Raw genomic sequence first — 26035 nt, 5'->3', positions numbered from 1 at the left:
AACAGCCTTCACAAAAAATGGGGTTATCTCGGTCTTAATAACGCGGCTTTCATGCCGATAACCGTTGCGAAGCAAATCATCAAAGGAGATTCCCCATGCGTGTCAATGAACCTGTTACCCAGCGCGAATACGAGTTCCCGGACAACGCCACGCTCATGTCGACCACCGACACACAGAGCTACATCGCCTATGCCAACGCGGCGTTTGTGGAGGTGAGCGGTTTTTCCCGCGAAGAGATTGAAGGCAAGCCGCATAACATCGTCCGCCACCCGGATATGCCACCCGAGGCATTTGCCGATATGTGGGCCACGCTCAAGGCGGGGCAACCGTGGACGGCGCTGGTCAAGAACCGCCGCAAGAATGGCGACCATTATTGGGTGCGCGCCAACGCGACGCCCGTGGTGCGTAACGGCCGGACCAGCGGTTATATGTCGGTGCGCACCAAACCCACGCGCGAGGAAATCGCGGGGGCCGAGGCGCTCTACAAGGATTTCCGCACGGGCCAAGCGGGCAGCCGCAAGTTTCACAAGGGCCTGATCGTGAGAACCGGGCTGATGGCGTGGCGTTCGGGCTTTCAGGTCATGCCGGTGCGCTGGCGCATTCGGCTCACTTTTCTCACATTGCTGCCCGCGCTGGTGGCGCTGGCGTGGGGCTTCGGCATGTCCGGTGCGGCGCTCGGTGGTTTTGCCGGTGCGTTGCTTGTGGCCCTGGCGCTGGCGTCGTGGTCGTTGAAGGTTCAGATCGCCACGCCGCTCGAAAAGCTGCAGGAGCTGGCGCTGAGTGTGGCCTCGGGCGAGAGCCGGAAAGTCGCCATTGCAGACCGGGTGGACGAGATCGGCATGACGTTGCGCACGATCAGCCAGCTTGGCCTGATGTTCCGCTGGTTGATCGACGATGTGGCGGAGCAGGTCGTCAACGTGCAATCGGCCAGTCAGGAAATCGCCAAGGGCAACGGTGACATCAACATTCGCACCGAGCAGGCTGCTGCCAGCCTGGAAGAAACCTCCAGCTCGATGACGCAGATGACCGCCACCGTGGCCAGCAACGCCGAGACCGCGGGGCAGGCCAACACGTTGTCTGGGGAGGCCACGCAGGCGGCGGTCAATGGCGGTCGCGCCATGGAGCAGGTGGTGGCGACCATGAGCGCCATTTCGCAGAGCGCCAAGCAGATCGCCGACATCATCGGCGTGATCGACAGCATCGCCTTTCAAACCAACATCCTGGCGCTCAATGCTGCGGTGGAAGCCGCGCGCGCTGGCGAACAGGGGCGGGGTTTTGCTGTGGTGGCAGGCGAGGTGCGTGCGCTTGCGCAGCGCAGTGCCGGCGCCGCCAAGGAGATCAAGGAGCTGATCGGCACCAGCGTCGACAAGGTGGAATCGGGCTCGCGGCTGGTGGACGATGCCGGCAAGACCATGGACGACATCGTCGAACAGGTCAAAAAGGTCTCGGCCATGATTGCCGACATCAGCCTGGCGACGGCGCAGCAGACCGAGGGCATCACGCAGGTCAGCCAGGCGGTCAACCATCTCGATCAGGTCACGCAGGAGAACGCCACCCTGGTCGGCCAGAGCGCGGCTGCGGCCGAGGGCCTGCGCATTCAGGCCACGCGCCTGGTGGAGGCGGTGAACGTGTTCCGTTGAGCCCGAGGCAATTGCAAAAACGCCGTCGAACGCACATGGCGATTGTGCTGTCTTCGCCTACTATGCCTATGCAGTAACGTCCCTCAAAACGCACATTCTCTGGAGCGCAAACATGGCCTCACATGGTTTGATTGCCTGGTTGATCATCGGCGCGGTGGCGGGCTGGCTGGCCGGCATCCTGGTGAAGGGCGGCGGGTTCGGCATCTTCGTCGACATCGTGGTCGGCATCGTCGGCGCGTTCATCGGCGGATGGCTGGCCGGGGTGCTGGGCATCTCGCTGGGCGGCGGGTGGATCGGCTCGATCATCACGGCGGTGATCGGTGCGGTGATCCTGCTGTTCATCATCCGGCTGATCAAGCGCGCCTAGCGGGCGCCAGCACCGGCGCCAAGAACGGCGGTGGATGCGCATGTCATCCAACCGCCGGGTTTCAACATGCACCGCATCACCTAGACTGGTTGAACCAAAGGGCAGCCCCGCCGCGCCACAAGCGCCGGCGGGGCCGGTACACGCTAACCCGGCGAGGCCACCATGTCTGACCAATTCACCACCGCACCGCAAGAACTCTACGAAGGGTTCGAAATTCACGTTGTGCCAAGCCCGACTCGGGCAAACTCCACGCGCTACACCTACACCGGCTACGTGTGCCACCCCGGCGCCGATCCGCACCTGCCCGGTCATGTCGTACCCTTTCATGCCGATGGCGATGACACCTTCCGCAGCCCCGAAGAGGCCATGGAGGAAGCCGTGCACGTGGCGCGCAGCATTGTCGACGGCTCGCATCCGGATCTGTCGGTGCTGTCGATCGTGACGCACGGCTACTGACGCCGAAACCAGATCGGCAGCGTCCCTTCCCGTCAGCGCTGCTTGTGATGTGCCGGTTGCCCGTGGCGGCGGCCGACGCATTTGCTGTGCCGCACCATCCCGAATCGCGCTCGCACCGAAACCGTGCGGCGCGGTGCCCGCGCATGAGGCAAGCGCCCCGCCCGATTTCTGGGCAATTTCCCGCAAACCGCGATAGCTCAAGGCTTTGCCTCCTTGGCATACCTGTTGCATAGCACCATGGCGCGGGTCAAAGGCGATTCGCGCGCTTCGTGGTGAAGGCCCTGGTGCTCAGGGCTACTTGGACAACGGCGTCCCAGACCCCGGCTACTGCAGCCGGGCTCTCGGACGCCTTTCTTTTTTTTCGGCCCCTGATTGATGGGATTCAACATGACCGGCAAAGCGACCCGAATCGACCTGTTCAGCCTGCGCACGCCGCAGATGCGCGCCTTTCATCTGACGTGGCTCGCGTTCTTCGTGTGTTTCTACGCGTGGTTTGCCTGCGCGCCGCTCATGCCGGTGCTCAAGGGCGAATTCCATCTCACACCTGGCCAGATCGCCAACATCAACATCGCCGCGGTGGCGGTGACGATCCTGGTGCGGCTGATTGTCGGGCCGCTGTGCGACCGCTTCGGGCCGCGCAAGACCTACACCGGCTTGCTGCTGCTGGGAGCCATCCCCGTGCTGGGCGTGGCACTGGCGCAAAGCTACGAGACCTTCCTGTTCTTCCGCCTGGCCATCGGCGCGATCGGCGCGAGCTTCGTCATCACGCAGTACCACACGTCGGTCATGTTCGCGCCGAACGTGGTGGGCACGGCCAACGCGGCGGCGGCCGGCTGGGGCAACGCAGGCGGCGGTGTGGCGCAAGGCACGATGCCGCTGCTGCTGACCGCCATCGTGATGATGGGCGTCACGCAGAGCATGGGCTGGCGCATCGCCATGGTGGTGCCCGGTGTGGCAATGCTGATCGTTGCGGCGCTGTACTGGCGCTATACGCAGGACTGCCCGGAAGGCAACTTCAGCGCGCTGCGCGCCGCCGGCAAGACCATCGACGGCGGCAAGAAGGGTGGCTGGGGCAGCTTCGTCACGGCCGCCGGCAACTACCGCGTGTGGCTGCTGTTCATCACCTACGGCGCGTGCTTTGGCGTGGAGATCTTCATCCATAACATCGCCGCTACTTACTACGTCGATCACTTTGGCCTGTCGCTCTCGGCTGCCGGCATGGCCGCGGCCAGCTTCGGCCTGCTCGCACTGTTTGCCCGCGCGCTGGGCGGCATCGTCTCGGACCGCGTGGCAGCCAAGCGCGGCCTGGATGCGCGCACACAACTGCTGTGCCTGCTGATGCTGGGCGAGGGCCTCGGCCTGTTCGGTTTTGCCCATGCGGGCAGCGTGCCGGTGGCGATTCTGGCGATGCTCGGCTTCGGCCTCTTCACGCATATGGCGTGCGGTGCCACGTATGCGCTGGTGCCCTTTATCGATCGCCGTGCGCTGGGCGGTGTGGCCGGCATCATCGGCGCGGGCGGCAACGCGGGCGCGGTGGCGGCGGGCTTCCTGCTCAAGGGCATGGCCGATACGCAGGCCACGCTGTCCATCCTTGGCGTGCTGGTGGCGCTGTCGGCCATCTGCGCCATTGCCGTGCGTTTCTCGGCAGAGCACAAGGCCCGCGAACAAGCGCTGTACGACAACACGCTGGCCGCCGCCGGCAACGCCTGAAAGAGGACATCACCATGACCATGAAGATCGTCGTCATTGGCCACGGAATGGTGGGCCACAAGTTTCTGGAAAGCCTGCTGCATGCACCCGGCCATCACCTCCAGGTGACGGTGCTGTGCGAAGAGCCGCGCCCCGCCTACGATCGCGTGCACCTGTCGGAATTCTTCACGGGCAAGACGGCGGATGATCTCTCGCTCGTGGCGCCGGGCTTCTTTGATCGCGATGACGTGGTGCTCAAGCTCAACGCCCGCGCCACGGCCATCGACACCAACGCCAAAACCGTGACGGCTTCCACCGGCGAAGTGCTGCCGTACGACAAGCTCGTCATCGCGTCGGGCTCGTCGCCGTTTGTGCCGCCGGTACCGGGCCGCGACCGCAAGGACTGCTTCGTCTATCGCACCATCGAAGACCTGGAAGCCATGGCCGAATGCGGCCAGCGCGCCAAGACGGGCGTTGTCATCGGCGGCGGCCTGCTGGGGCTGGAATGCGCCAAGGCGCTGCGCGACATGAACCTGCAAACGCACGTGGTCGAGTTTGCCGGCCGCCTGATGGCGATGCAGGTGGACGACGGCGGCGGCCGCATGCTGCGCCGGAAGATCGAAGACCTGGGCGTGACCGTCCACACGCAGAAGAACACGTCGGAGATCGTCGACGGCGAAACGGCGACGCATCGCCTGAACTTTGCCGACGGCACGCACCTGGAAGCCGACATGGTCGTCTTCTCGGCCGGCATCCGCCCGCGCGACGAACTGGCGCGCGCCTGCGGGCTGGACGTGGGCGAGCGCGGCGGCATCGTGATCGACTCCGAGTGCCGCACCTCCGCGCCGGATGTTTACGCGATTGGCGAATGCGCGCTGTGGGGCGGCAAGGTCTACGGCCTGGTTGCGCCCGGCTACGAGATGGCGCGCATCACCGCCAAGCAGATCCTGGCGGCGGACGACGCGTCGGAGTTCAGCGGTGCCGACATGAGCACCAAGCTCAAGCTGATGGGCGTGGACGTCGCCAGCCTGGGCGATGCGCAGGGCGTGACGCCGGGCAGCCGCAGCGTGCTGTTCACGGATGAGCGCAAGCAGATCTACAAGAAGCTGGTGCTGTCGGAAGACGGCAAATACCTGCTGGGCGGCGTGCTGGTGGGCGATGCATCGGAATACGGCACGCTGCTGCAGATGATGCTCAACCGCATCGAGCTGCCTGAGGCGCCGGAATTCCTGATCCTGCCGCAGGCCGATGGCAACGCGCGCCCCGCATTGGGCGTGGATGCACTTCCCGACAGCGCGCAGATCTGCTCGTGCAACGATGTGTCGAAGGGTGCGCTGTGCCAGGCCGTGTGTGCCGGCGCCATGTCCGTGGGTGCGCTCAAGGACGCGACCAAGGCCGGCACCTCGTGCGGCGGCTGCGTGCCGCTCATGACGCAGGTGATGAAGGCCGAGATGAAGAAGCAAGGCCTGGCCGTCAACAACCACATCTGCGAGCACTTTCCGTATTCGCGCCAGGAGCTGTATCACCTCGTGCGCGTGGGCCGCATCCAGTCCTTTGAAGCGCTGCTGGAAGCGCACGGCAGCGGCATGGGCTGCGACATCTGCAAGCCGGCTGTGGCGAGCATCCTGGCTTCGTGCTGGAACGACTTCGTGCTGAAGAAAGAGCACGCCAGCCTGCAGGATTCCAACGACTACTTCCTCGCCAACATCCAGAAGGATGGGACGTACTCCGTGGTGCCGCGCATGCCGGGCGGCGAGGTCACGGCAGACGGGCTGATCGCCGTAGGCCAGGTCGCCAAGAAATACGGCCTGTACACCAAGATCACCGGTGGCCAGCGTGTCGACCTCTTTGGTGCGCGCCTGGAGCAACTGCCGCTGATCTGGGAAGAACTGATCGCGGCCGGTTTCGAGTCGGGTCACGCGTATGGCAAATCGCTGCGTACGGTGAAATCGTGCGTGGGATCGACGTGGTGCCGCTATGGCGTGGGTGATTCGGTCGGTTTTGCGATTGCGCTGGAGAACCGCTACAAGGGCCTGCGCTCGCCGCACAAGATCAAGTTTGGCGTGTCGGGCTGCACGCGTGAATGCGCGGAGGCACAAGGCAAGGACGTCGGCATCATCGCCACCGAGAAAGGCTGGAACCTGTATGTGTGCGGCAACGGCGGCATGAAGCCCCGTCATGCCGAACTGCTGGCGGCCGACCTCGACCAGGAAACGCTCATCAAGTATGTCGACCGCTTCCTGATGTTCTACGTGCGCACGGCCGACCGCCTGCAACGCACCAGCACATGGCGCGACAACCTCGAAGGCGGTCTCGACTATTTGAAGGACGTGGTCGTCAACGACAAGCTGGGCATCGTGGCCGAACTCGAAGCCGAGATGCAGCATGTGGTCGACACCTACCAGGACGAATGGAAGACGGCCGTGACCAACCCCGACGTGCGCAAGCGCTTCCGCCACTTCGTCAACAGCGAAGCGAAGGATGCGAATGTCGTCTTCGTTGAAGAGCGCGGCCAGATCCGCCCCGCCACGGTCGAGGAGCGTGCCAAGACGCGGCGCGTGCGCATTCCCGTTGTTGCTGAAGCCGCTTGAGCCCGAGAGAAGAGGAGAACGCCATGCAAGCATCCCGTTGGACGCCCATCTGTGCCGTGGACGACATCGTTCCCAACACCGGCGTCTGCGCGCTGGTGGACGGTGACCAGGTTGCTGTGTTCCGTGTGGCCGGCAACACGTCGCAAGGCGTGTACGCCATCGGCAACTACGACCCCAATTCCCATGCTGCCGTGCTCTCGCGCGGGCTCATCGGCAATCTGGGCGAGCGCATCGTCGTGGCGTCGCCGATCTACAAGCAGCATTTCGACCTGACCACCGGCGAGTGTCTGGAAGCGCCGGCCAACTCCGTGCACGCGTACGCGACCAAGGTCGAGAACGGCACTATCTGGGTGGGAGTGTGAGCATGACGTCGGCGCGCCCCAAGCTGGTCGTCATTGGCAACGGCATGGCCGGCATGCGCACGGTCGAGGAATTGCTCAAGCTCGCGCCGGACCTGTACGACATCACCGTGTTTGGCGAAGAGCCGCACGGCAACTACAACCGCATCCTGCTCTCGCCTGTGCTGGCAGGCGAAAAGCAGGTTGACGACATCATGCTCAACACGCGTGAGTGGTACGCACAGAACCACATCACGCTGCATGCCGGCGACCCGGTCGTCGCCATCGATCGCCCGCGCCGCACGCTGCGCTCGCGAGACGGCGTGGAGATGCGTTACGACCGCCTGCTGATCGCCACCGGCTCGCGGCCGTTCATCCTGCCGGTGCCGGGGCATTTGCTGCCGGGCGTGATCGCCTTCCGCGACATCCAGGACGTGGAGACGATGCTGGAGGCGGCGCGCAACCATCGGCATGCCGTCGTCATCGGCGGCGGCCTGCTCGGGCTCGAAGCGGCCAACGGGCTGATGCGCCAGGGCATGGACGTGACGGTCGTGCACCTGCCCGACACGCTGATGGAGCGCCAGCTGGACAAGCCCGCCGCACAACTGCTGCAGAAGGCGCTGGAAGCCAAGGGCCTGCGCTTCCTGCTGGGCGCGCACACGGCCGAGCTGCTTGGCACAGACCGCGTGACTGCCGTGCGCTTCAAGGATGGCACCCAAATTCCCGCCGACCTCGTCGTCATGACTGCCGGCGTACGCCCGAACATTGAGCTTGCCAAGGCCGCCGGACTGCATTGCGAACGCGCCATCATCGTCGACGATACGCTGCAGACCTACGACCCGCGTATCTACGCCGTGGGCGAATGCGTGCAACACCGCAGCGCAACGTTCGGTCTCGTTGCACCGATCTGGGACCAGGCCCGCGTGTGTGCCGCGCACCTGGCTGGCGCCGGACACCGCCGCTATATCCAGCAGGCCACGGCGACCAAGCTGAAGGTCACGGGCGTGGACTTGTATTCCGCTGGCGATTTCATCGGCGGCGATGGCACCGAAGACATCGTGCTGCGCGACCCGCGCCGCGGCGTCTACAAGCGCCTTGTGCTGAAGGAAGACCGCATCGTCGGCGCGGTGCTGTACGGCGACGTGGCCGACGGCCCGTGGTACTTCGACCTGATCCAACGCGAAGTGCCCATCACGTCGATCCGCCAGCGCCTGTTGTTTGGCCGAGCGCTCTGCGAAGCGGAAGCCGCGTAATGAACACCGGCAAGATACGAAACCGGCAACACCCTTCGTACGCCCCCGGTGTGGCCTTTGACTTACCTGCCCTAGATGGCGCCTTGGATTTTTGTAAGCGGGCGGAAAAAAGACGGGGAACTGTCTGAGCGCAGCGAGTTTTCCCCGTCTCCGCCCGGTTACAAAAATCCAAGGGGAAGTCGCCATCTCGGGCGCGCCTTTCTTTTGCTTACTTTTCTTTGGCAAGACAAAGAAAAGTGAGTCAGCCCCGGCAGGGGATGAAACAAGGGATGCACCAATCAAGCAAAGCACCACAGAGACGACGATGACCACCATCCCCATCCACCCAGTAACAAACGCCGTGCGCACCACCTGCCCCTACTGCGGCGTCGGCTGCGGCGTGCTCGCGACCCCGCAAGCGGATGGCAGTGTCAGCATTCAAGGCGATCCGACCCACCCCGCCAACGCAGGTCGCCTGTGCGTAAAGGGCGCCGCGCTGGGGGAAACCGTCAGCCTCGATGGCCGCCTCCTCTATCCCGCCATCCGCGAACGTTCGCATGACGTCGACGCCTCCATTGCCCCGCTGCAGCGCGTGACATGGGACACCGCGCTCGACACCGTCGCCCAGGGTTTCCGCCGCATCATCGACGAACACGGCCCAGATGCGGTCGCGCTCTACGTCTCCGGCCAGTTGCTGACTGAGGACTACTACGTCGCCAACAAGCTGATGAAGGGCTTCATCGGCACGGCCAACATCGATACGAACTCTCGGCTGTGCATGTCGTCGGCTGTGGCCGGCCACAAGCGCGCGTTTGGCGAAGACCTCGTGCCCGTCTGCTATGACGATCTGGAAATGGCGGACCTCATCGTGCTGGTCGGCTCCAACACGGCGTGGTGCCACCCCATCCTGTTCCAGCGCATCGTGCGTGCCAAGGAAGCGCGGCCCGAGATGAAAGTGGTGGTGGTCGACCCGCGCCACACGGCCACGTGCGAGCTGGCCGATCTGCATCTGCCCATCAAGCCCGGTACCGATGTGCGGTTGTTCAACGGCCTGCTGTCGTTCCTCTCGCGGCGCGGTGTGGTTGACCGCAACTTCGTCACGCTGCACACCAACGGCCCGGACGCCGCCCTGGAAGCCGCCGGCACCGAGAGCGAGGACGTCGAAGCCGTCGCCAAGGCCTGCAAGCTCAAGCTCGACGATCTGCTCACCTTCTACAGCTGGTTTGCCGACACCGAGCGCACCATCACCGCGTTCTCGATGGGTGTGAATCAGTCGACGGCGGGCACGGACAAGGTCAACAGCATCATCAACTGCCACTTGCTCACGGGCCGTATCGGCCGCGCGGGCATGGGGCCGTTTTCGATTACCGGCCAGCCGAATGCCATGGGCGGCCGCGAGGTGGGCGGGCTGGCTAACATGCTGGCTGCGCACATGGAGCTGAACGAGCCGTCGCATCGCGATCTCGTGCAGACGTTCTGGGGCGCGCCGCGCATGGCAGACAAGGCGGGCCTCAAGGCAGTCGACCTGTTCAACGCCATTGAAGACGGGCGCGTCAAGGCCGTGTGGATCATCGGCACCAACCCCGTGGTCAGCCTGCCGGATGCGGACCAGGCGCGCCGTGCACTCGCCAGGTGCGAACTCGTCGTCGCATCCGACATCGTTGAAGCCACCGACACGACCGAGCTGGCCGACATCCTGCTGCCGGCGCTGGGCTGGGGCGAGAAAGACGGCACGGTGACGAACTCCGAGCGCCGCATCTCGCGCCAGCGCGCCTTTCTGCCCGCGCCCGGCGAGGCGCGCGCCGACTGGGACATCATCGCCGACGTCGCCCGCCGCATGGGTTACGAGGGCTTCGACTTCAAGCGCGTGCACGATGTGTTCGACGAACACGCGCGACTGTCCGCCTACGCCAACGGTGCGAGCGGCATTCGCCGCGTCTTCCACCTCGGCGGCCTGGCCGGGTTCGATGCCGATGCATACGACGGCATGTCGCCGGTGCAATGGCCCATCGCAACGTCGGGCAAGGGCGAAGCGCGCCTGTTCAGCGATGGCCGCTTCGCCCACGCCGATGGCCGCGCGCGCTTCGTGCCGACGCCGGCCCGTGCCCCCGCGCATGCGGCCGATAGCGAATATCCGCTCATCCTCAACACCGGCCGCGTGCGCGACCAATGGCACACCATGACGCGCACCGGCCGCGCGCCCAAGCTGGCGGATCACGTGCCCGAACCGTTCGTCGATCTGCACCCGCACGATGCGCTGCTGGCCGGCGTGCGTGAGGGCGGCCTGGCGCGCGTGTCCTCGCGCTGGGGCAGCGTGGTGGCGCGTGTGCGCATGACGGGCGGCATCGCGCGCGGCAGCGTGTTCGTGCCGATCCACTGGAACGGCCAGTTTGCTTCCGATGCGCGTGTGGGTGCGGTCGTCAATCCGGTGGTCGACCCGGTGTCCGGCGAGCCCGAGTTCAAGCACACGCCGGTGATGGTCGAGCCGTTCGACGTGGCATGGCACGGCTTTGTGCTCTCGCGCCGCGCGCTCGACACCGACGATGCAACGTGGTGGACGCGCATCCAGGGCAAGCAATTCGTGCGCTATGAGCTGGCCGGTCGCCAGCAACTGGGTGCCGTACACGATTGGGCGCGTGCGCTGCTCGGCGTAGCGGATCCGCACGCCGACTGGCTCGAATACGAAGACGCCACCGCGCGCGTCTACCGCGCCGTGCACGTCGTGGACGACCGCATCGAAGCCTGTGTGTTTCTCTCGCCGCGCCCGGACCTGCCGTCGCGCAACTGGCTGGCCGGCCTGTTCGCGCAAGAACGGCTGGAAGACGTCGATCGGGCGGGCGTGCTGCTCGGCCAGCCGATCGAAGCGGGCGTCGACGTCGGTCCCACCGTCTGCTCATGCTTTGGCGTGGGCCGCAACACCATCTGCGATGCCATCCGCACGCAGGGCCTGCAATCCACCGGCGAGATCACGGCCTGCCTGAAGGCGGGCGGCAATTGCGGCTCGTGCGTGCCGGAGCTGAAGCGGTTGCTGGTGGAGGCGCGCGTGCAGCAGGCGGCGTGACTTTGCTTGGCGAGCAGGTTTTGCGCCGTGTTGCCATCATGGCTGTAACGACGGTTCGCATGTGCAGTTTGCTCACTTATCGCGCGAAGGGCAGTGGGGCGCAAGAGCCGAAATCCGTGAACTGAACGCCCGCTCATACTGCGGTTGCCGTTCACTGTATTGGTTATCAATCAAGAGGACCTATTGGTCGCCAGTCCATTGCCCAAACCAAGGCAGATACGCATTGGTCCGTCCACCAGCGCGTGGCCACTGCTTGGGCGGATCGCGCTTGACCCAGTGCGGCGGCGGCGCCACCAAGACACTCCATGCGTCATTCGGATTCGCAGCGCTGGTCACGACGGCGCTGTTGCCGGTCTGGTCTGCAAACGCCGTGGCGCGGGCGATGTTCAGACCAGCACTTGCGGCACGTAGGCCGCCGATGGCGTGTTCGGAGACGCTGCGCACGTTCTCGATGGGGTCCAGGTCCGGCCACTGTTGGTGCACAGCGGCGCGCAGCGGTCTCATCAACGTGTTGACGTTGGCGGCATGCTTGTCCACGTCGTGATAGACGCGGCCGACCGGATGACCTGACGGGGCTTGCGCCTGCATGGTCTGCATGAGCGCGCTCCAGGCGCCGCCCGGCGTGGCCGCCTTGGCGCCAATGCCGCCTTCGTGTTGCTGCGGGATGTAGAGGGCCGACAGCGGTGTGTAACCCCAATCGGCATTCGGGTGGCCGAGGATGAGCAGGACCGAGTTCTCGTCGGTGCGCCCGCCCTTCGGGTAGCCCGGCGCATCCATGGTGTAGACCCACACAGTCTTGCGCGGGTTGGCGTTCAGGTAGGCGATAGCCTCCTTCAGGTCATAGAAGCCGACCGTTTCCTCGCCGGCCATGACCGTCACGTCGGGGACTTTGGTTTGCGGGAACGACTCCAGGTCCATTGCGTTGGCTTCGCTGAAAACCTCACTGGTGAACAACCGTCGAGCCGCCTTCAGGGTGAAGGTGGGCAGGCCGATGGTCATTTCTTGGTCGGCACCAAGACCTCGCTGTGGCTCGCCACGATTGATGTACATCTTGGTGAAGAAGTCCGGCATGCGTGCTTCGGCATGGGCTTCGTTCTCGGCCAGGATCGATGGCGCGGGCATGCCCAAACGGAAGTGACGGGAAAGGCGGTCACTGCCATTGCGATACCGCTCTTCCTTGATATAGGTCGGCGTATCGATCCACGCGCGGGGCATGCCGGCGAACACCTTGATGTCGGCAAAGTCCGGCCGGTTGGTGCCGTGCTGGATGGAGTAGAAATAGTTTCGGTCCACCGCGTAGTGATAGCCCAGGGGGTACAGCGGATCGCGGATCAACTCAACCAAGGTCCGCCAATAGACCGGGTTGGGGTTGTCTGTTTTCCACACCACGCGCACAGGGCGCACCAGCACACCCGTCGGGTCGCCCAGCTTGAGCTCAGGGCTGTCGGTGTCATTGGGGTTGCGCTCGGCCATGCCCTGTGTCCACAACAGGTTCCAGTGTGTGGGGTAGTCGATCCACATGAGGGGGCTGCGCCACAGCACACCCAACACATAGGCGGCGGGCGCGTTGGGGCCGGTTTCTACAGGGGTTTTGACGGGCAGCGGATAGGGGGTAGGCAAGCGGAAGTATCGGGATTGCGACGACATGGAAATTCCAGTACAGGCAGAGAACAGCAGGGTGGCGGCCAACAGGCCGGCGAGCGTCGCCCGGCGTGGGCGGTTTGGCTGAAGGTCATTCATTGGGGGTATCCAATCCAAAGACATGGTCAATTTCGGAGCGACTCGGCCCAGGAAGTTCGTGCTGCGGCGCGTTGCCCGATCCAAAGACTCGATCAATGTCGCTTGGGTGCTGCCGTTGCCGCAGTAGCTCGGCACGACGAGCTTCGCGCAACTCCTCGCCCGGGCTGCGCTCGCGCAGCATTACCGGCTCGGGGTGTGGTTCGCGGTAGCTTTGTATGAACCCGCCGCTGTTGCTGCGCTCAGTGTCGATACCAAGCGTTGCGGGGGTTTCGGATTGGTAGTCCTCGTGCTTTTCAAGCCTCATGTTTTGAGGCAATCGCCCGGTTCGGTAGTACGGACACCACTCCGCCATCACCGGATCCTTCGGATCCCCATACCGCCAGTCCGCAAATTGCCGCAGCCAGTTCATCTGACGCACGGGCAGCACGTTCAACCCGACATTCACGTCGTAGGCCAGCACCCTCCTGGCGTGCTCGGGGTTGGTGAGGATGGTGGAGTGGTTGCTGGCGTTCAGGTTGACGGCCTGCTTCAAAAAGTCTTCGCGCACGTTCTGATCGAACTGGCGGAAGGCGGCATGCTTTTCGCCCGAGAGGTCGCCGCCGCGGCGCATCTGGTCGATGGCGCTGTCAAATGGGTTGCCTCGCACGCCGCGCGCAAGCTGGCGCACGCTGGCGTTGTGCTCGTAGCGCAGCGCGGCTTCGTCCCCAACACCGCCCTGGCCCTGTACGCGGTATTGGTCATAGATGTCATTGGTCCTGGCACCGCGGTGGAGTGCGTCGGTGTGCGATTGCGGGCCTTGGTCGAAAACGCCTGCCACCTTGCCGCTGGCGGGCGTTCCGCCGTCCAGCCGTGCTTGCCCGTCGTCCTTGGGCTGCTGGCCGGTGGCGTCGGTTTGCGGGTGGTACAGGTGGTGCGCAATAGGTACCACCGGGTTGGGCACGGCGTGAGCGTTGATATTGACCTTCCAGCCGTCGGGTGGATCGGCGTTGACGGGGATATCGCCCTTCTGACCCAGGGTGAGCACTTTGATGAGAACGCCGCCAAGGGTGATGACGCCACCGATGAAGGTGGCACCGATCTTCGAGGGGATGCTGCGCCGATTGTCTTTCCAGGGCCGTGTGAAGTGGACGTGGGCGTTGAGCGGTGTGCGCAGCCAGAAGGCGCCGCTCTTGCCTTGAATGGTGTCGGCCCGCTCAGGGTGGTATTTGTCGTAGTAGACGAAATCCTGACCGGGGGCGACACCCACCTTGAAGGGTTCGGTCTTGTACTTGAGCGGGTTGCCCTGCGCCCAGATGCGTTGGTAGAGCACGCCGTGTGCGTGTTTGAAAACGTGGGGCTTGTCGCCCGCGTCGTCGTCCTTGCCTGCGAGTACGGCCTGCGGCAAGCCCAGCCACCCCATGCCCATGACCGAAGCGACGCCAATCACCTGGTCATGCGGGTTGGCGTAGAGAAAGACGTTGCCGTGTGTCGGGTAGGTCTTCTGGTCTTGCGCTTGGCTCCACGGCGCCTTTTTGTTGCTCAGGTAGAGATCAACACAAGCGGGGCTGGCAAGGTTGCCGGTCTTGCCCTTACGTTCGTTGACGATGCCAAAGAACGAGTCCAGCGTCTTGCGCCGCGCCAAGACGGTGACGCGTCCCTCTCCCGTGACTTCATCGTATTGCGCGAAGTTGTCAAAGAAGTTGGGCAACACGCCGTAAGGCGGATTGGCGAGGATGTAGGTATCGGCCACGCCGTCGCCACCAAACCTTGCCTTGCCGATGAAGGCAGAGGCAATGCCGACCATGTTGCCCTGGCTGTGACAGACGATGGTGATGGGGCATTCTTTCGCGCCGTCGTATTCATTCCGATGCCGCTTGCGTGCCTCCGCGACGAGAGCGGCAAGACGCCACGCGGCGTGCGCCTGGTAGTGCCGGGGCGGGCAGTCGAAGACGAGGCGACTGCTCTCGGTGTTGAGGTCTTGTACGGTCAGGCCCATCAGCAAGTCGGTGGCGGTACCGCTGCCCCACATGTCGGGCAGCGCGGTGCAACCGTTCGCAAATGGGCCACCGCCCCAGGCGTTGTCTTCGTCGAGCAGGATGTTAGGGCCGACCTTTTTCAAGTCGGATTGATTAGCGGAAAATCCCCACCGGAAGCGGATCACCGGGCTGGCAGCTTCGTCACTGACGAACTCGCTGGCTGGCACGCCAGTGTCGCTCTTGGTCCGAGCGAGGTAGCCGTCAGGGGTGAGTTCGGGCCCATACCGCGCGGCATGTAGCAAAGCGGCAAGGCTGGTGTCATGTGCCTGGTCGAACTCGCTACGGTGCAGGCGTTCATTCAGTCCCTGGCACAACCCCGCTTCGGTGGCATCGAACCACTCGCCCGTGGAATTGACGCCGTGCACGAAGATGATGATGCCGGGCAGCGCGTTGAATGGGGTCTTACACACGCCACCACCGGGCAGCGTGATGTCGCGGGCGCGGGCGATGACGTTCGTTTCGGAGAGGCTGAATTCTTGTGTGCTCACGGTGCAGGTGCTCAGAACAGTTTGGGAAGCTTGAAGGCGGCTTGCAGGTGTTCGATCTGCTGCAAGGTTGATTCCGGGGTGACGCCATCCGCGGCAACACCGTTGCCAACCACGCTGCCATCGGCAGTGGTCAAGGTGTATGCGGTGCTGGAAATCGGTTCGCCATCGATCTCGCGCACCAGCGCAAAGCTGCGCTTGGTGTCGCCCGAATCAAACTGCGGCAGCGCTCCGTCAATGCCCTGTGCCGGCGGCACATCAAAGTTCCCCGTATGCAGGTGGATGAGCGTCGGCCCAAAGGCCTCGACCTTCCCACCCGCAATCCGGATCCCCGCGTTGCCGCTCATGAGCGTGATGCCTGTCTTGGCATTGAGCACGATCGTGCCGTCCGTGGCGGTGACGACCACATCCTGCTTGGCATTGGAGGTGATGCTCTTCTGCTGCGCTTGCAGCACAAGCTGTCCCTGGTGAGCGATGCCCTTCCATTCACCGCTGTGGGCAAACAGGCTGATGCCGGTGCCGGCGTTGACGAGGTACTGCTGTCCTGCCGTTTGCTGCTGGTTCAGCTTGGATACGGTGTCGATGTGCTGGCCCGCGTAGCTGGTCAGGCTTTTGGGTGTAGCCAAGCCGATCCCAGCTGGCGCGTAGGCGCCCAGCAGGGGCTGGCCACCTCGGCCTGGCTTGTCCTGATGGTTGTTGGCCCCGGCATCCCATTCCTCAATGGCTTTCGTGAGGGTCGATTGCGGACCGGCGTCGGTTTTCAGGGCTTCGTGCTGGCTGCTGTACTCACCCAACGATTTGGCGGCTTCGAGCGCGGCCTCCATGCAGCGGATGAACTCTTGCCGGTCGAGGTGGCCGCCCACGGCAGCAATCTGCCCTTCGGTGGTGAGGAGCAAACCCTTGGCACCACGGATAGCACCCTGCCCATCGGTGCGCAGATCAAAGCCTTCGCCTCGCTGGTCTTTGCGCCCCGGGTTGCCAGGCACCCCAGTCAGATAGCCAAGGTTGAGCTGACTGGTCTGGTGGTCTGACGACAGTTGTGCCTGGATCTGGCCTTGCGTGTCGTCCATCAACAGGTGGTTGCGCCGCTTGCCGAACAGTTCTTTGCTGGCGATACCACTGAGCGCATGCTGGCCAGGCAGTTGCCACGGCGGCAGATTCAACTGATTCGGCACCCGCCCAATGATGATCGGCGTATTCGGGTCGCCGTTGAGGTAGTCAACGAGCACCTCCTGTCCGATGCGCGGGATGTGCATGGCGCCAAACTGGTCACCAGACCAGCCATTGGCGACGCGTATCCAGGGGGAGCTGTTCTGGTCGTATTGGCCGTAGCGGTCCCATTCGAACTGGACTTTGACGCAGCCGAAGTCGTTGGTCCAGACTTCCTGGTTCTCGGGGCCGGTGACGACGGCGCGCTGAATACCCTTGACGCGCGGTTTGGCGGTGGTCAGCGGCGGGCGGAAGACTTCATCCGTCGGGTGGGCTTCAAAGCGGACATGACAGGCGTAACGCTGGATGCTGCCCGATTGGACGGCGACGTCTTCGAGTTCAAGCTCGGTGCTGACGACGAGGAATTCCCGATTGAGATCATCCTTGTCGTGGTTGGCGATCTGGTAGGTGCAGCCGGCAGCGACGCCACGCACCGCCTGCGCCACGCATGCGGCGGCCTTTGGCGCGGCGCTCTTCCATGCGGATGCGGGCGCGCTGGCTGCCGATGTCTCGGCTTGTGTAGACGCCGGGGTCATATTCGTAGCGTTCGAACTCGGAGTGGTACGTGTCACGCGGCAAGCTGTCGCCGGTGGTGAGATCGGCCTTGGGCTGGCGCGGGTCGTAGTCTTTGAGGGTGACCTTGCCGGTGCGCAGGCGATTGATGGGTTCGAACCGGGTGAGGTGCTCTTCGTCAACCTTGAAGCCCTGCGGGTAGATCGGCAGCGTGTGATACGCAGCGCTGGGAAATCTACGCCAGGCGCCGGATTCGCTCACCAGCACGAGGCGGTGGTGGCCGCCATCGTGTTCGAAGAAGTAGGTGATGCCCCATTCTTCGGTGAGGCGTTGGAGGAAGGCGAAATCCGTTTCGCCGTGCTGGACTTCCCATTCGAGTTTGGGGAAGGCGCTCTCGTCCAGGCGTTTGTCGACGCTGAAGGTGTAGTCGGCCAGGACTTCATCAAGGATGTCGATGACGCTTTTGTTCTGGAAGGCTTTGTAGTCGGCGGTCTGGGTGGCGAGCCAGAGCCAGGGGCGCAGGGTGTAGCGGTAGAGGCGGTTGTCGCTCACACCGCCAACTTGTTCGACAGCGCTGATGACGCCAGTAATTTGGCGCTCGCCGGCGCCAACACCACCCATCAGGCCGGTGCCGATGCCGTCCAACTCAATCGTCAGCGTCATCTCCAGGCCGATGGCGTCGTCCAGATCCGATTCGAGCATGGCTTGCGCTGCGCCAACAGAAACGGGGCGCAGGTCGACCGTGTAGGTGAACAGCTCGCTCAGGGCTTCGCGCCCACTCACGCGCACGAACTCCAACTGCGGCACGCCCAGCAACTCGGGGATCGCAGCACTCGTGGCTTTGACTGTGCGGTGAGGATCGGATCGAGGGATGGTGTTGGTTACGTTCGCGGGGCGATTGATGCGAGCGGCGCTTTGGCTCACGAGCGGTCTCCCAGTAGAGGTCAAGAGGAAACATCCTCGTGGCTCTGTCGCGCTACCGGAATGGAATTGACGAAACTTGACGCAATGCGTTGGGCGGCGGTGAGCTGCCCGTGTACGGATACGCGTGGGCGTGCGCCGGCTAACTATTCCTTAACTAAATCAGCTTTTTCACCCGGGCGATATTGCTTATCTAATTTAACCCGGATAGAATTTGGCTCATTGTATTTCTGGAGCAAGTTCATGCATCCCACACCCGTTGTGATCTGCACGGCGTTTGCCGGCACGCAGTGCCTGGCCGCCGGGCCCGTCCGCGACGTCGCCCGGGCCGTCAAGATCCACGTCGATGCATACCCCGAATCGCAGGTGCTGGTGTTTGACCGCACCACCGCACAGCCCGTGGAATTCGACTTGCGCGGCACAGTGGAAGACGTGCTTGCGCGCCTCGATCCAACCGCACCGTCTGCCACGCAACCGGCAGAGTCCGATAGTCGCCCGCGTGGTCCTGGCCGCCCCAAGCTGGGCGTGATTGCGCGCGAGGTCACCTTGCTGCCGCGCCACTGGGACTGGCTGGCCGCGCAGCCGGGCGGGGCATCGGTTACGCTGCGCAAGCTCGTGGAAGATGCCCGGCGCGCTGCCGAAGGCGCCGACCGCCGCCGGACTGCGCAAGAGGCGGCGTACCGCTTCATGTCGGCGATGGCCGGCAACGCCGCGGGCTTTGAAGAGGCCACGCGCGCCCTGTTTGCCGCAGATGCCGCGGCGTTCGAGTCCCTCACACACTCCTGGCCCGCCGACGTGCGCGACTTTGCACGCGAACTGGCAAGCCGGGCCTTCAATCCTCAACAGGAGGCTGCATGACAGCGCCTGCCGCTCGCCCGTTGTGGCGAACATTCATCGCATTCCTCGGCCCGCTGATCCTGGCCAACATCCTGCAATCGTTGTCGGGCACGCTCAACAACGTCTATGTGGGGCACATGCTGGGCGTGAAGGCACTCGCCGCGGTGTCGGCGTTCTTCCCGATCCTGTTCTTCTTCATCGCTTTCATCATCGGGCTCGGGTCCGGTGCGGCGGTGCTGATCGGGCAAGCGTGGGGCGCCAAGAAGCCCGAGGCGGTCAAGACCGTGGCCGGGACAACGTTGTCGGTGGGCTTCATCGTCGGGCTGGCGGTGGCACTGCTGGGCGGCCCCTTCGCCAACGCGCTGCTGGGGTGGCTCGGCACGCCGGCCGACATCCTGCAAGACGCCACGCTCTACGCTAGCGTCATGCTCTATGCCATGCCGGGCCTGTTCGTCTACCTGCTGGCCACGGCGATGATGCGCGGCGTGGGTGACACACGCACGCCGCTGCGCACGCTCGCGCTGTCGACGGCGATCGGGCTGGTGCTGACGCCGACCTTCATTCGCGGCTGGTTCGGCTTGCCGCAGCTGGGTGTGGCAAGCGGCGCCGCGGCGACCATCATCTCGTTCACGGTCGCGCTGGTGTGGCTCGCGTTCTTCCTGCGCCGCCGCAACCATCCGCTCGCGCCCGATGCCGTGCTGGCGCGGCATCTGTGGGTCGATCTGGGTGTGCTCCAAACCGTGCTGCGGATCGGCGTGCCGACGGGCGTGCAGCTTGTGGTCATTTCGATTGCCGAGCTGGCGCTGCTGTCCTTCGTCAACGGCTTCGGCTCCGACGCGACGGCTGCGTACGGCGCCGGCACGCAGATCATCAGCTACGTGCAGTTTCCCGCCATGTCGATTGCGATCACGGCGTCCATTCTCGGGGCGCAGGCCATCGGTTCGGGCAATACGGAGCGGCTGGACGCCATCACGCGCACGGGACTGTGGCTCAACGTGGCCATTACCGGCGTGCTGGTGCTGATGGCGATGCTGTTCTCGCGCGCCGTCATCGGCTGGTTCACCACGAACACGGAAGTGATGAGCCTTGCCCAGAGCCTGCTGCACATTTCGCTGTGGAGCTCGGTCATCTTTGGCATGGCGAGCGTCTTCTCGGGCGTGATGCGCTCAAGCGGCACGGTGATGGCGCCCACGGCGATTTCCATCCTCGCCATTGCGGCGGTGGAAGTGCCGGTGGCCTGGGTGCTGAGCCGCCATATCGGCACCGACGGCATCTGGGCTGCGTATCCGGCTGCCTTCCTCGCCATGTTCGTGATGCAGGGGCTGTATTACGCGCTTGTGTGGCGACGCCGCGCGCAGCGGTTCGGCATCCGCCGCATGGTGTGATGGGCGCGCGGAGCTAGGCGCTGTTTGGCGGGCCGCCGAGCGTGACGGTCAGCGTGTCGTCGGCGATGCTGATCGGCACATGCGTCAGGCACAGGCCCGCCGCCGGTGCCGCCAGATTGAAGCGCAGGCCATGCGCGGGGCACCGCAGCCACGTGCCCTCCAGTGGCCCGTTGGCCAACGCGGCTCCTTGATGCGGGCACGCATTGTCGATGGCGTAGACCGCGCCGTCGATGTTGAACAGCGCGATGCACCTGTCTGCCATCCATATGAGCTTGCGTTGACCCTGCGGCAGTTCCGCCAAGGGGATCGACACCGCGTGCGACATGCTGGCCTCCCGAGTCAGCGCAGGGCAGCGATGAGTGCCTGTGCCCCCGGCCACGGGCCGAAGCCCGATGCCGGATTGAGGTGTCCGACCTCCCCGAGATCGACCAGACGGCTGCCCCAGTCGGCGGCCATGCCGGCCACGCGTTCGAACGAGGCCAGCGGGTCGTTCCTGCTCGCGGCGACGATGCTTGGAAACGGCAGGGGATGCCGCGGGCAAGGCAGCCAGCCGTTTTCTTGCAGCACGTCCTGCGTGGGGTAGGCCGAAGGCAGGGGCGTGTCGAGATCGGCCGGCGTGGCCAGCAAAGCGCCGTGGATCTTGCGCGTGTGCCGCCGGGCCCAATGCACGGTGATCATCACGCCCGCGCTGTGCGCTGCCAGAATCACCGGACCGTCGATGGCGCTGACGGCCTTGTCCAACGCTGCGACCCGTGCTGCGCAGCTCAACCTGTCGACCTCCAGCGGCGGGACCGACGCAGCCTTGTGGCCTGCCGCCCGGAGTTCGGCTTCGAGCAACGTCTGCCAGTGTTCGGCTACGTGGTCGCGCAGGCCGGGTACGAAGAGGAGGGTGGAAGCGGTGTTGGACAACGTCATGATGAAACGCCATGCAGAAAAAACGAGGAGGTCGCCCTCCTCGAATGCCGACCGGGGAGACGGCGGAGTCCGCCTCCCGTGGTGCTTTTGGAGACCGGCCGCTCAGAACTTGTGACGGATGCCGACGGCCGCGCCCAGCATGCTGGTCTTGCCCGCGGCGAGGCCATAGCCCGTGGCGTTGAGATCCACCGTGGCCTGATCCAGCGCGAGGCCTGCGTTGCGCGCATACGCCGTCGTCAGATACAGGTCGGTGCGCTTGGAAAGCGTGTAGTCGGCAATGAACGCGACCTGCCACGGGTTGGCCTGTGTCGACGGTGCGCTGTTGATGGTCTTGATTTTCTGATACGAGTATTCGAGCGAGAGCATCAGCGCGTTCGTCGCCTGGTAGTTGGCGCCGGCCCAGAAGTAGTCGTCGCGCAGTGCCACGCTGCCGTTGGCGTTCTTGTTCTGGCCCCAGCGGTAGCCGCCCATGATCTTGAACACGTCGCCAACGAGGTAGCTGCCCGCCAGCGCTGCCTTGCGCAACGTGCCGGAGCTGAATGCGCCGCCGCCCAGCGGCGTGCTCGGGTTGTACTGGTCGTACGCGAGCGTGGCGCCCAGGGGCCCCGCCGAATAGGCCACCCCCGCGCCGTAGCCGCTGTCGCGCCGCGCCTGGCCGGGCACTTCGCCGTTGCCGCCGCCGGTCGGGTTGGTGCTCGGCGCGCCGGTGCCGAACGACCAATGGGCCTGCGCCGTCACCGGGCCGAAGTTGCCCGTGTACATCGCCGTGTTGTCGGAGCGGAAATTGACGCCGGTCTGCACGGCCGCCGGTTCGTATTGCGTGGAATACGCCATCGGCTCGAAGTTGGCCAGCAACTGGAACAGCGTCGTGTACTGGCGGCCGAAGGTGAGCTGTCCGACCGTGCTGCTCTTGAGCCCAACGTAGGCCTGACGCCCGAACAGCCGTCCGCCTTGCTGCGATTGGCCCGTGTCGCTCGCAAAGCCGCTTTCCAGCACGAACAGCGCGCTCAGTCCGCCGCCCAGATCCTCCACGCCGCGCAGGCCCCAGCGCGAGCCTGACAACCCGCCGCTTTGCATCGACACGCGATTGCCCGAGCTGCCCGGTGTGGCGCCCGGCAGGTTCGTCGCATATTCGATGTTGGTGTCGATGACGCCGTACAGCGTGACGCCGGATTGCGCACAGGCCGCGCCGGCACAGGCCAGCAGCGCCGCGGGGGCGAGGTGCTTCGTCTTCATGTTGCAGGGTCTCCTCTTGGTGTGATCGCCGACGGGTCCGATGTGTCCCGACGGTCGTTAGAACGGCTTCCCGCCGATGATGCCGGCACGCTCCATCTTGCGATGGCACGGCGCGTAATCCATGACGGCGTAGTGCTGCGTGGCGGAGTTGTCCCAGATCGCCACGCTGTTCGGTTTCCAGCGCCAGCGCACCTGGTATTCAGGAATGTAGGCCTGGCTGATGAGGTAGCGCAGCAGCTCCGACGCGCCGCCGGTGGCGTCCTGTCCGAAGCGCACGCGCGCCGGTGTGTGGTAGTTCGTGAAGTGTGTCGTGAAGCCGTTCACATACAGCACCTTCTCGTCGGTCTCGGGGTGCGTGCGCACCACAGGATGTTCCGGATCGGGATATTGCGCCTTGAGCGCGAGACGCTTTTCGATCGGCATGACCGCGCCAAAGCTTGCCTCGATGCTGTGGCGCGCGCGCAGGCCGGCAATGTCGTGCTTGACGTCTTCGGGCAGGTTTTCGTAGGCCAGCACCATGTTGGCCCACATGGTGTCGCCGCCAACGGGCGGGCATTCCACGCAGCGCAGCACAGCGCCGAACTGCGGCGCCTCGCGCCAGGTGGTGTCGGCGTGCCAGCAGTTTTCGTAGCGGTCGTTTGGGTGATCGGGCGTCTTGTAGATGCGCACGAGGCCCGGGTGTTCGGGGTCGCTGCCGGCCACGGGGTGGTCTTCCAGATCGCCGAAGCGGCGGGCAAACGCGACGTGCTGCGCGCGGCTCAGGTCCTGGTCGCGCAGGAAGATCACGCGGTGCTTGAGCAGCGCGGCGCGGATCTCGCCGAACAGGCCATCGTCTTCGATGGCGTCGCGCAATTGCACGCCGGTCAGCTCGGCACCCAGGGCGTTGGTCAGTTGTTCAATGCGCATGACGGCCCCTCAGATGACGAAGACGGACGACCCCGTCGTCTTGCGTGCTTCCAGATCGCGGTGCGCCTGCACGGCATCTTCCAACGCATAGCGCTGGTGGATTTCGATCTTGATGCGACCGGCGGCGACGTGATCGAACAGCTCGCCGGCAAGCTCGGCTTTCTCGGCCGGATCGGCGATGTAATCGGCCAGGGCCGGACGCGTGAGGTAAAGCGATCCCTTCATCGCCAGCAGCTGCGGGTTGAATGGCGGGATCGGGCCAGACGCCGTGCCGACGCACACCATCAGGCCGCGTCGCTTGAGCGAATCGAGCGAGGCATCGAAGGTGGCCTTGCCGACGCTGTCGAACACCACGTTCACGCCCAAGCCATCGGTGAGTTCGCGCACGCGCTTTGCAACGTCTTCGTGCGCGTAGTTGATGACGTGGTCGCAGCCGTGCGCGCGGGCGATGTCCGCCTTGGCTTCGCTCGATACCGTGCCGATCACCGTCAGCCCGAGCAGCTTGGCCCACTGCGAGACGATCAGCCCCACGCCGCCGGCGGCCGCATGCAGCAGGATCGTGTTGCCCTTCGCAAACGGGTAGATGCGGCGCAGCAGGTAGGCCGACGTCAGGCCGCGCATGGTCATCGCGGCGGCGGTTTCGCACGCGATGGCGGCGGGCAGCTTGATGAGCGGTGCGGCCGGAATGAGGCGTTCCGTGCTGTACGCGCCCAACGTGTTGATGAAGCCCGTGTAGGTCACGCGATCGCCCACGGCGACATTGGCCACGCCATCGCCGACGGCTTCAACGATGCCTGCCGCCTCAACGCCCATGCCGGCCGGGCGCGGCACGGGGTAGAGCCCCGAGCGGAAGTAGGTGTCGGCAAAGTTCAGGCCGACGGCCTCGTGGCGCAGACGGACCTGCCCCGGGCCGGGTTGGCCGACCTCCACGGTCTCGCAGCGCAAGACCTCGGGGCCGCCGGTTTCATGAAAGCGGATTGCGGTTGCCATGGATATCTCCTGGATTACTTTTTCAGATGTTCGGGGTGCGCGCCGCCCGCGCGGCTCGCTGAGGAGACGCGGTCAAAGCGGAGAGGGGATGGGGTGCCTTGAAGGCGGCGCGCGGTTAGCGGAGCAAGGCTGTCATGCGGAAGCCACGGCGGCGGGTGCGGCGGAAGGTGCCGCGTCGATCGACACGTTGGCCACGCGCTTGAGTTCAGCTTCGTAGCTGCGTGCGGCCAGCAAGAAGCAGGCTGCAGCCACCACGCCGAAGACCGGCATCACGGCCAGGGCGGTCTGCAGGCCCCATGCATCGGACATGGCGCCGCCCACAAACGGCCCGATCGCCAGGCCGAACAGGTTCTGGAACAGCGACAGCACCGCGGCGCCTGTCGAGCGCACGCCGGGGTGTACCACGTCGAACACCACGCTCGAAGCCGGCGCGACCGTGCACGTCATCAGGAAGCCGCCGAAGGCGATCATGAGGAACTGCTGGTTGGCCGGCATGGCGGTACCGAACGCCGTCATGAAGACGAGCAGCGTGACCACCGCCAGCACCGCCACCGCAATCAGCCGGTTGCGCTGGCGGCGTGCCGCGACCACATCGGCCACCACGCCCCACACGAAGGCGCCCAGCGCGCCGCACAGCACCACCAGCGCGGCTTGCATGGCGGCGCGGTCCGGCGGCGTGCCGTGATAGCGATTCAGGTAGCTCGGCAGCCACGACCAGATGGTCGACACGACGATCAACTGGAAGGCAGCGCCCAGGCACGTCCACCAGAGCGTGCGCGAACTGGTCAGCGCGCCCGCCACGCGCTGCAGGAGCGTGCCTGCAGGCTGCCGCACGTGCCCGTTGCCCGGCGCGATCGCCACCGTTTTGTAATCCGGCACGAACACATACAGCAACGCCAGCACCAGCCCCGGTACGCCCACCACGCCGAACGCCGCTTGCCAGCCCCAGCGCGCTGCAATCACGCCGCCGAGCAGCACGCCCAACACCGAACCGACGGAGGCCGCCGCAAAGAAGGCGCCCATCAACGTGGCGCGCAGGCGTTTGGGGAACAGGCTGGCAATGAGCGCCGCGCCCACCGAGCCGTAGCCCGTCTCGCCCACGCCAACAATGGCACGGGCGGTGAACAGCTGTGCGTAATTGCGCGTGAACATGCACGAGATCGTTGCGAGGCTCCATACGGTGGCCATCACGACGATGCTCTTGACGCGGCTGAAGCGGTCCGCCAGCAGCGCCACCGGCAAGCCGCCCACCGCCACCACGATCGAGATGACCGAGACGAGCGCGCCAAGCTGCTTGTCGGACAGCGCCCAGGCGGTTTTCAGATGCGGAAACAGCGACACGATGACTTGCCGGTCGATGTAATCGAACAGCATCAGTGCAAAGGTCATCGCAAACGCAAACCACGCCTGGGGGCGGCTGACGAGGTAGTCGTCGTGGTCTGCGCGCGGGTCGGCGGCATGCAGATTCATGGTTGTCTCCGAGTGGCGGCGCTTGCGTTGAGCGCCGCC

At 64.9% G+C, this 26035-nt stretch carries 20 protein-coding genes; 10 read left to right on the top strand and 10 right to left on the bottom strand.

Features of this window, described 5'->3' with window-relative positions; all coding sequences use genetic code 11:
* Window positions 1-95 precede the first annotated feature (95 nt).
* The 8 genes from N511_RS0110000 to N511_RS0109965 all read left to right on the top strand — a co-directional run bounded on the left by N511_RS0110000 (window position 96) and on the right by N511_RS0109965 (window position 11374).
* Window positions 96-1640, top strand: coding sequence for a methyl-accepting chemotaxis protein (locus tag N511_RS0110000; RefSeq protein WP_027679163.1), 1545 nt, complete (start codon window positions 96-98; stop codon window positions 1638-1640).
* A 112-nt stretch (window positions 1641-1752) separates the two neighbouring features.
* Complete coding sequence (locus tag N511_RS0109995; RefSeq protein ID WP_004627540.1) at window positions 1753-2007, top strand: GlsB/YeaQ/YmgE family stress response membrane protein; 255 nt, start codon at window positions 1753-1755, stop codon at window positions 2005-2007.
* A 162-nt stretch (window positions 2008-2169) separates the two neighbouring features.
* Window positions 2170-2463 carry a hypothetical protein gene (locus tag N511_RS0109990; RefSeq protein ID WP_027679162.1) on the top strand — a complete coding sequence of 98 codons (294 nt, stop codon included), beginning with the start codon at window positions 2170-2172 and terminating at the stop codon, window positions 2461-2463.
* A 387-nt stretch (window positions 2464-2850) separates the two neighbouring features.
* Window positions 2851-4173, top strand: coding sequence for an MFS transporter (locus tag N511_RS0109985; protein ID WP_027679161.1), 1323 nt, complete (start codon window positions 2851-2853; stop codon window positions 4171-4173).
* Window positions 4174-4187: 14 nt separating this feature from the next.
* Entirely contained in the window at window positions 4188-6743 is a 2556-nt protein-coding gene (nirB, locus tag N511_RS0109980; RefSeq protein WP_027679160.1) for a nitrite reductase large subunit NirB, read from the top strand.
* 23 nt (window positions 6744-6766) lie between these two features.
* Window positions 6767-7105 (top strand): nitrite reductase small subunit NirD, encoded by a 339-nt coding sequence (nirD, locus tag N511_RS0109975; protein ID WP_027679159.1) that lies wholly within the window; start codon window positions 6767-6769, stop codon window positions 7103-7105.
* A 2-nt stretch (window positions 7106-7107) separates the two neighbouring features.
* A complete protein-coding gene (locus N511_RS24000; RefSeq protein ID WP_051530884.1) occupies window positions 7108-8334 on the top strand; it encodes an NAD(P)/FAD-dependent oxidoreductase in 1227 nt (408 codons plus the stop codon).
* A gap of 304 nt (window positions 8335-8638) precedes the next feature.
* Window positions 8639-11374, top strand: coding sequence for a nitrate reductase (locus N511_RS0109965; protein ID WP_027679158.1), 2736 nt, complete (start codon window positions 8639-8641; stop codon window positions 11372-11374).
* A gap of 180 nt (window positions 11375-11554) precedes the next feature.
* On the opposite strand, the gene N511_RS0109960 is transcribed toward N511_RS0109965, so the two are convergent.
* The 4 genes from N511_RS0109960 to N511_RS25580 all read right to left on the bottom strand — a co-directional run bounded on the left by N511_RS0109960 (window position 11555) and on the right by N511_RS25580 (window position 18260).
* Entirely contained in the window at window positions 11555-13021 is a 1467-nt protein-coding gene (locus N511_RS0109960; protein WP_051530883.1) for a hypothetical protein, read from the bottom strand.
* Window positions 13022-13106: 85 nt separating this feature from the next.
* Window positions 13107-15617 (bottom strand): T6SS effector phospholipase Tle3 domain-containing protein, encoded by a 2511-nt coding sequence (locus tag N511_RS23995; protein WP_051530882.1) that lies wholly within the window; start codon window positions 15615-15617, stop codon window positions 13107-13109.
* Window positions 15618-15628: 11 nt separating this feature from the next.
* Window positions 15629-17257: a type VI secretion system Vgr family protein gene (locus N511_RS25585; protein ID WP_269321391.1), complete on the bottom strand. Its 1629-nt coding sequence runs from the start codon at window positions 17255-17257 to the stop codon at window positions 15629-15631.
* Window positions 17202-18260, bottom strand: coding sequence for a phage late control D family protein (locus tag N511_RS25580; protein ID WP_269321390.1), 1059 nt, complete (start codon window positions 18258-18260; stop codon window positions 17202-17204). The genes N511_RS25585 and N511_RS25580 overlap by 56 nt, the downstream gene beginning before the upstream one ends.
* A gap of 240 nt (window positions 18261-18500) precedes the next feature.
* Between N511_RS25580 and N511_RS0109945 the strand changes: the two genes are divergently transcribed.
* The gene (locus N511_RS0109945) at window positions 18501-19115 is read left to right on the top strand and encodes a DUF2239 family protein (protein WP_027679156.1); all 615 of its coding nucleotides are present in this window, start codon (window positions 18501-18503) and stop codon (window positions 19113-19115) included.
* Window positions 19112-20479, top strand: coding sequence for an MATE family efflux transporter (locus N511_RS0109940; RefSeq protein ID WP_027679155.1), 1368 nt, complete (start codon window positions 19112-19114; stop codon window positions 20477-20479). The genes N511_RS0109945 and N511_RS0109940 overlap by 4 nt, the downstream gene beginning before the upstream one ends.
* 13 nt (window positions 20480-20492) lie before the next feature.
* Here N511_RS0109940 and N511_RS0109935 read toward each other — a convergent pair whose 3' ends face one another.
* The 6 genes from N511_RS0109935 to N511_RS0109910 all read right to left on the bottom strand — a co-directional run bounded on the left by N511_RS0109935 (window position 20493) and on the right by N511_RS0109910 (window position 25996).
* Window positions 20493-20804, bottom strand: a complete 312-nt coding sequence (locus N511_RS0109935) for a Rieske (2Fe-2S) protein (protein ID WP_027679154.1) — start codon at window positions 20802-20804, stop codon at window positions 20493-20495.
* 14 nt (window positions 20805-20818) lie between these two features.
* Window positions 20819-21394 carry an RBBP9/YdeN family alpha/beta hydrolase gene (locus N511_RS0109930; protein WP_027679153.1) on the bottom strand — a complete coding sequence of 192 codons (576 nt, stop codon included), beginning with the start codon at window positions 21392-21394 and terminating at the stop codon, window positions 20819-20821.
* Window positions 21395-21496: 102 nt separating this feature from the next.
* A complete protein-coding gene (locus tag N511_RS0109925; protein WP_027679152.1) occupies window positions 21497-22630 on the bottom strand; it encodes a porin in 1134 nt (377 codons plus the stop codon).
* Window positions 22631-22687: 57 nt separating this feature from the next.
* Window positions 22688-23536, bottom strand: a complete 849-nt coding sequence (locus N511_RS0109920; protein ID WP_027679151.1) for a TauD/TfdA dioxygenase family protein — start codon at window positions 23534-23536, stop codon at window positions 22688-22690.
* A gap of 9 nt (window positions 23537-23545) precedes the next feature.
* Window positions 23546-24526 (bottom strand): quinone oxidoreductase family protein, encoded by a 981-nt coding sequence (locus N511_RS0109915; RefSeq protein ID WP_027679150.1) that lies wholly within the window; start codon window positions 24524-24526, stop codon window positions 23546-23548.
* 132 nt (window positions 24527-24658) lie between these two features.
* Window positions 24659-25996, bottom strand: coding sequence for an MFS transporter (locus N511_RS0109910; protein WP_027679149.1), 1338 nt, complete (start codon window positions 25994-25996; stop codon window positions 24659-24661).
* Window positions 25997-26035: the final 39 nt, after the last annotated feature.

The sequence above is a fragment of the Ralstonia sp. UNC404CL21Col genome (assembly GCF_000620465.1).
Classification (GTDB): domain Bacteria; phylum Pseudomonadota; class Gammaproteobacteria; order Burkholderiales; family Burkholderiaceae; genus Ralstonia; species Ralstonia flatus.
This window is presented reverse-complemented; position numbering and strand designations above follow the sequence as displayed.

Bases quoted from the DNA above. Each gene is read 5' to 3' on its own strand.
- N511_RS0110000 (WP_027679163.1), top strand. From the start codon at position 96: ATGCGTGTCAATGAACCTGTTACCCAGCGCGAATACGAGTTCCCGGAC.
- N511_RS0109995 (WP_004627540.1), top strand. From the start codon at position 1,753: ATGGCCTCACATGGTTTGATTGCCTGGTTGATCATCGGCGCGGTGGCG.
- N511_RS0109990 (WP_027679162.1), top strand. From the start codon at position 2,170: ATGTCTGACCAATTCACCACCGCACCGCAAGAACTCTACGAAGGGTTC.
- N511_RS0109985 (WP_027679161.1), top strand. From the start codon at position 2,851: ATGACCGGCAAAGCGACCCGAATCGACCTGTTCAGCCTGCGCACGCCG.
- nirB (WP_027679160.1), top strand. From the start codon at position 4,188: ATGACCATGAAGATCGTCGTCATTGGCCACGGAATGGTGGGCCACAAG.
- nirD (WP_027679159.1), top strand. From the start codon at position 6,767: ATGCAAGCATCCCGTTGGACGCCCATCTGTGCCGTGGACGACATCGTT.
- N511_RS24000 (WP_051530884.1), top strand. From the start codon at position 7,108: ATGACGTCGGCGCGCCCCAAGCTGGTCGTCATTGGCAACGGCATGGCC.
- N511_RS0109965 (WP_027679158.1), top strand. From the start codon at position 8,639: ATGACCACCATCCCCATCCACCCAGTAACAAACGCCGTGCGCACCACC.
- N511_RS0109960 (WP_051530883.1), bottom strand. From the start codon at position 13,021: ATGTCGTCGCAATCCCGATACTTCCGCTTGCCTACCCCCTATCCGCTG.
- N511_RS0109945 (WP_027679156.1), top strand. From the start codon at position 18,501: ATGCATCCCACACCCGTTGTGATCTGCACGGCGTTTGCCGGCACGCAG.
- N511_RS0109940 (WP_027679155.1), top strand. From the start codon at position 19,112: ATGACAGCGCCTGCCGCTCGCCCGTTGTGGCGAACATTCATCGCATTC.
- N511_RS0109935 (WP_027679154.1), bottom strand. From the start codon at position 20,804: ATGTCGCACGCGGTGTCGATCCCCTTGGCGGAACTGCCGCAGGGTCAA.
- N511_RS0109930 (WP_027679153.1), bottom strand. From the start codon at position 21,394: ATGACGTTGTCCAACACCGCTTCCACCCTCCTCTTCGTACCCGGCCTG.
- N511_RS0109925 (WP_027679152.1), bottom strand. From the start codon at position 22,630: ATGAAGACGAAGCACCTCGCCCCCGCGGCGCTGCTGGCCTGTGCCGGC.
- N511_RS0109920 (WP_027679151.1), bottom strand. From the start codon at position 23,536: ATGCGCATTGAACAACTGACCAACGCCCTGGGTGCCGAGCTGACCGGC.
- N511_RS0109915 (WP_027679150.1), bottom strand. From the start codon at position 24,526: ATGGCAACCGCAATCCGCTTTCATGAAACCGGCGGCCCCGAGGTCTTG.
- N511_RS0109910 (WP_027679149.1), bottom strand. From the start codon at position 25,996: ATGAATCTGCATGCCGCCGACCCGCGCGCAGACCACGACGACTACCTC.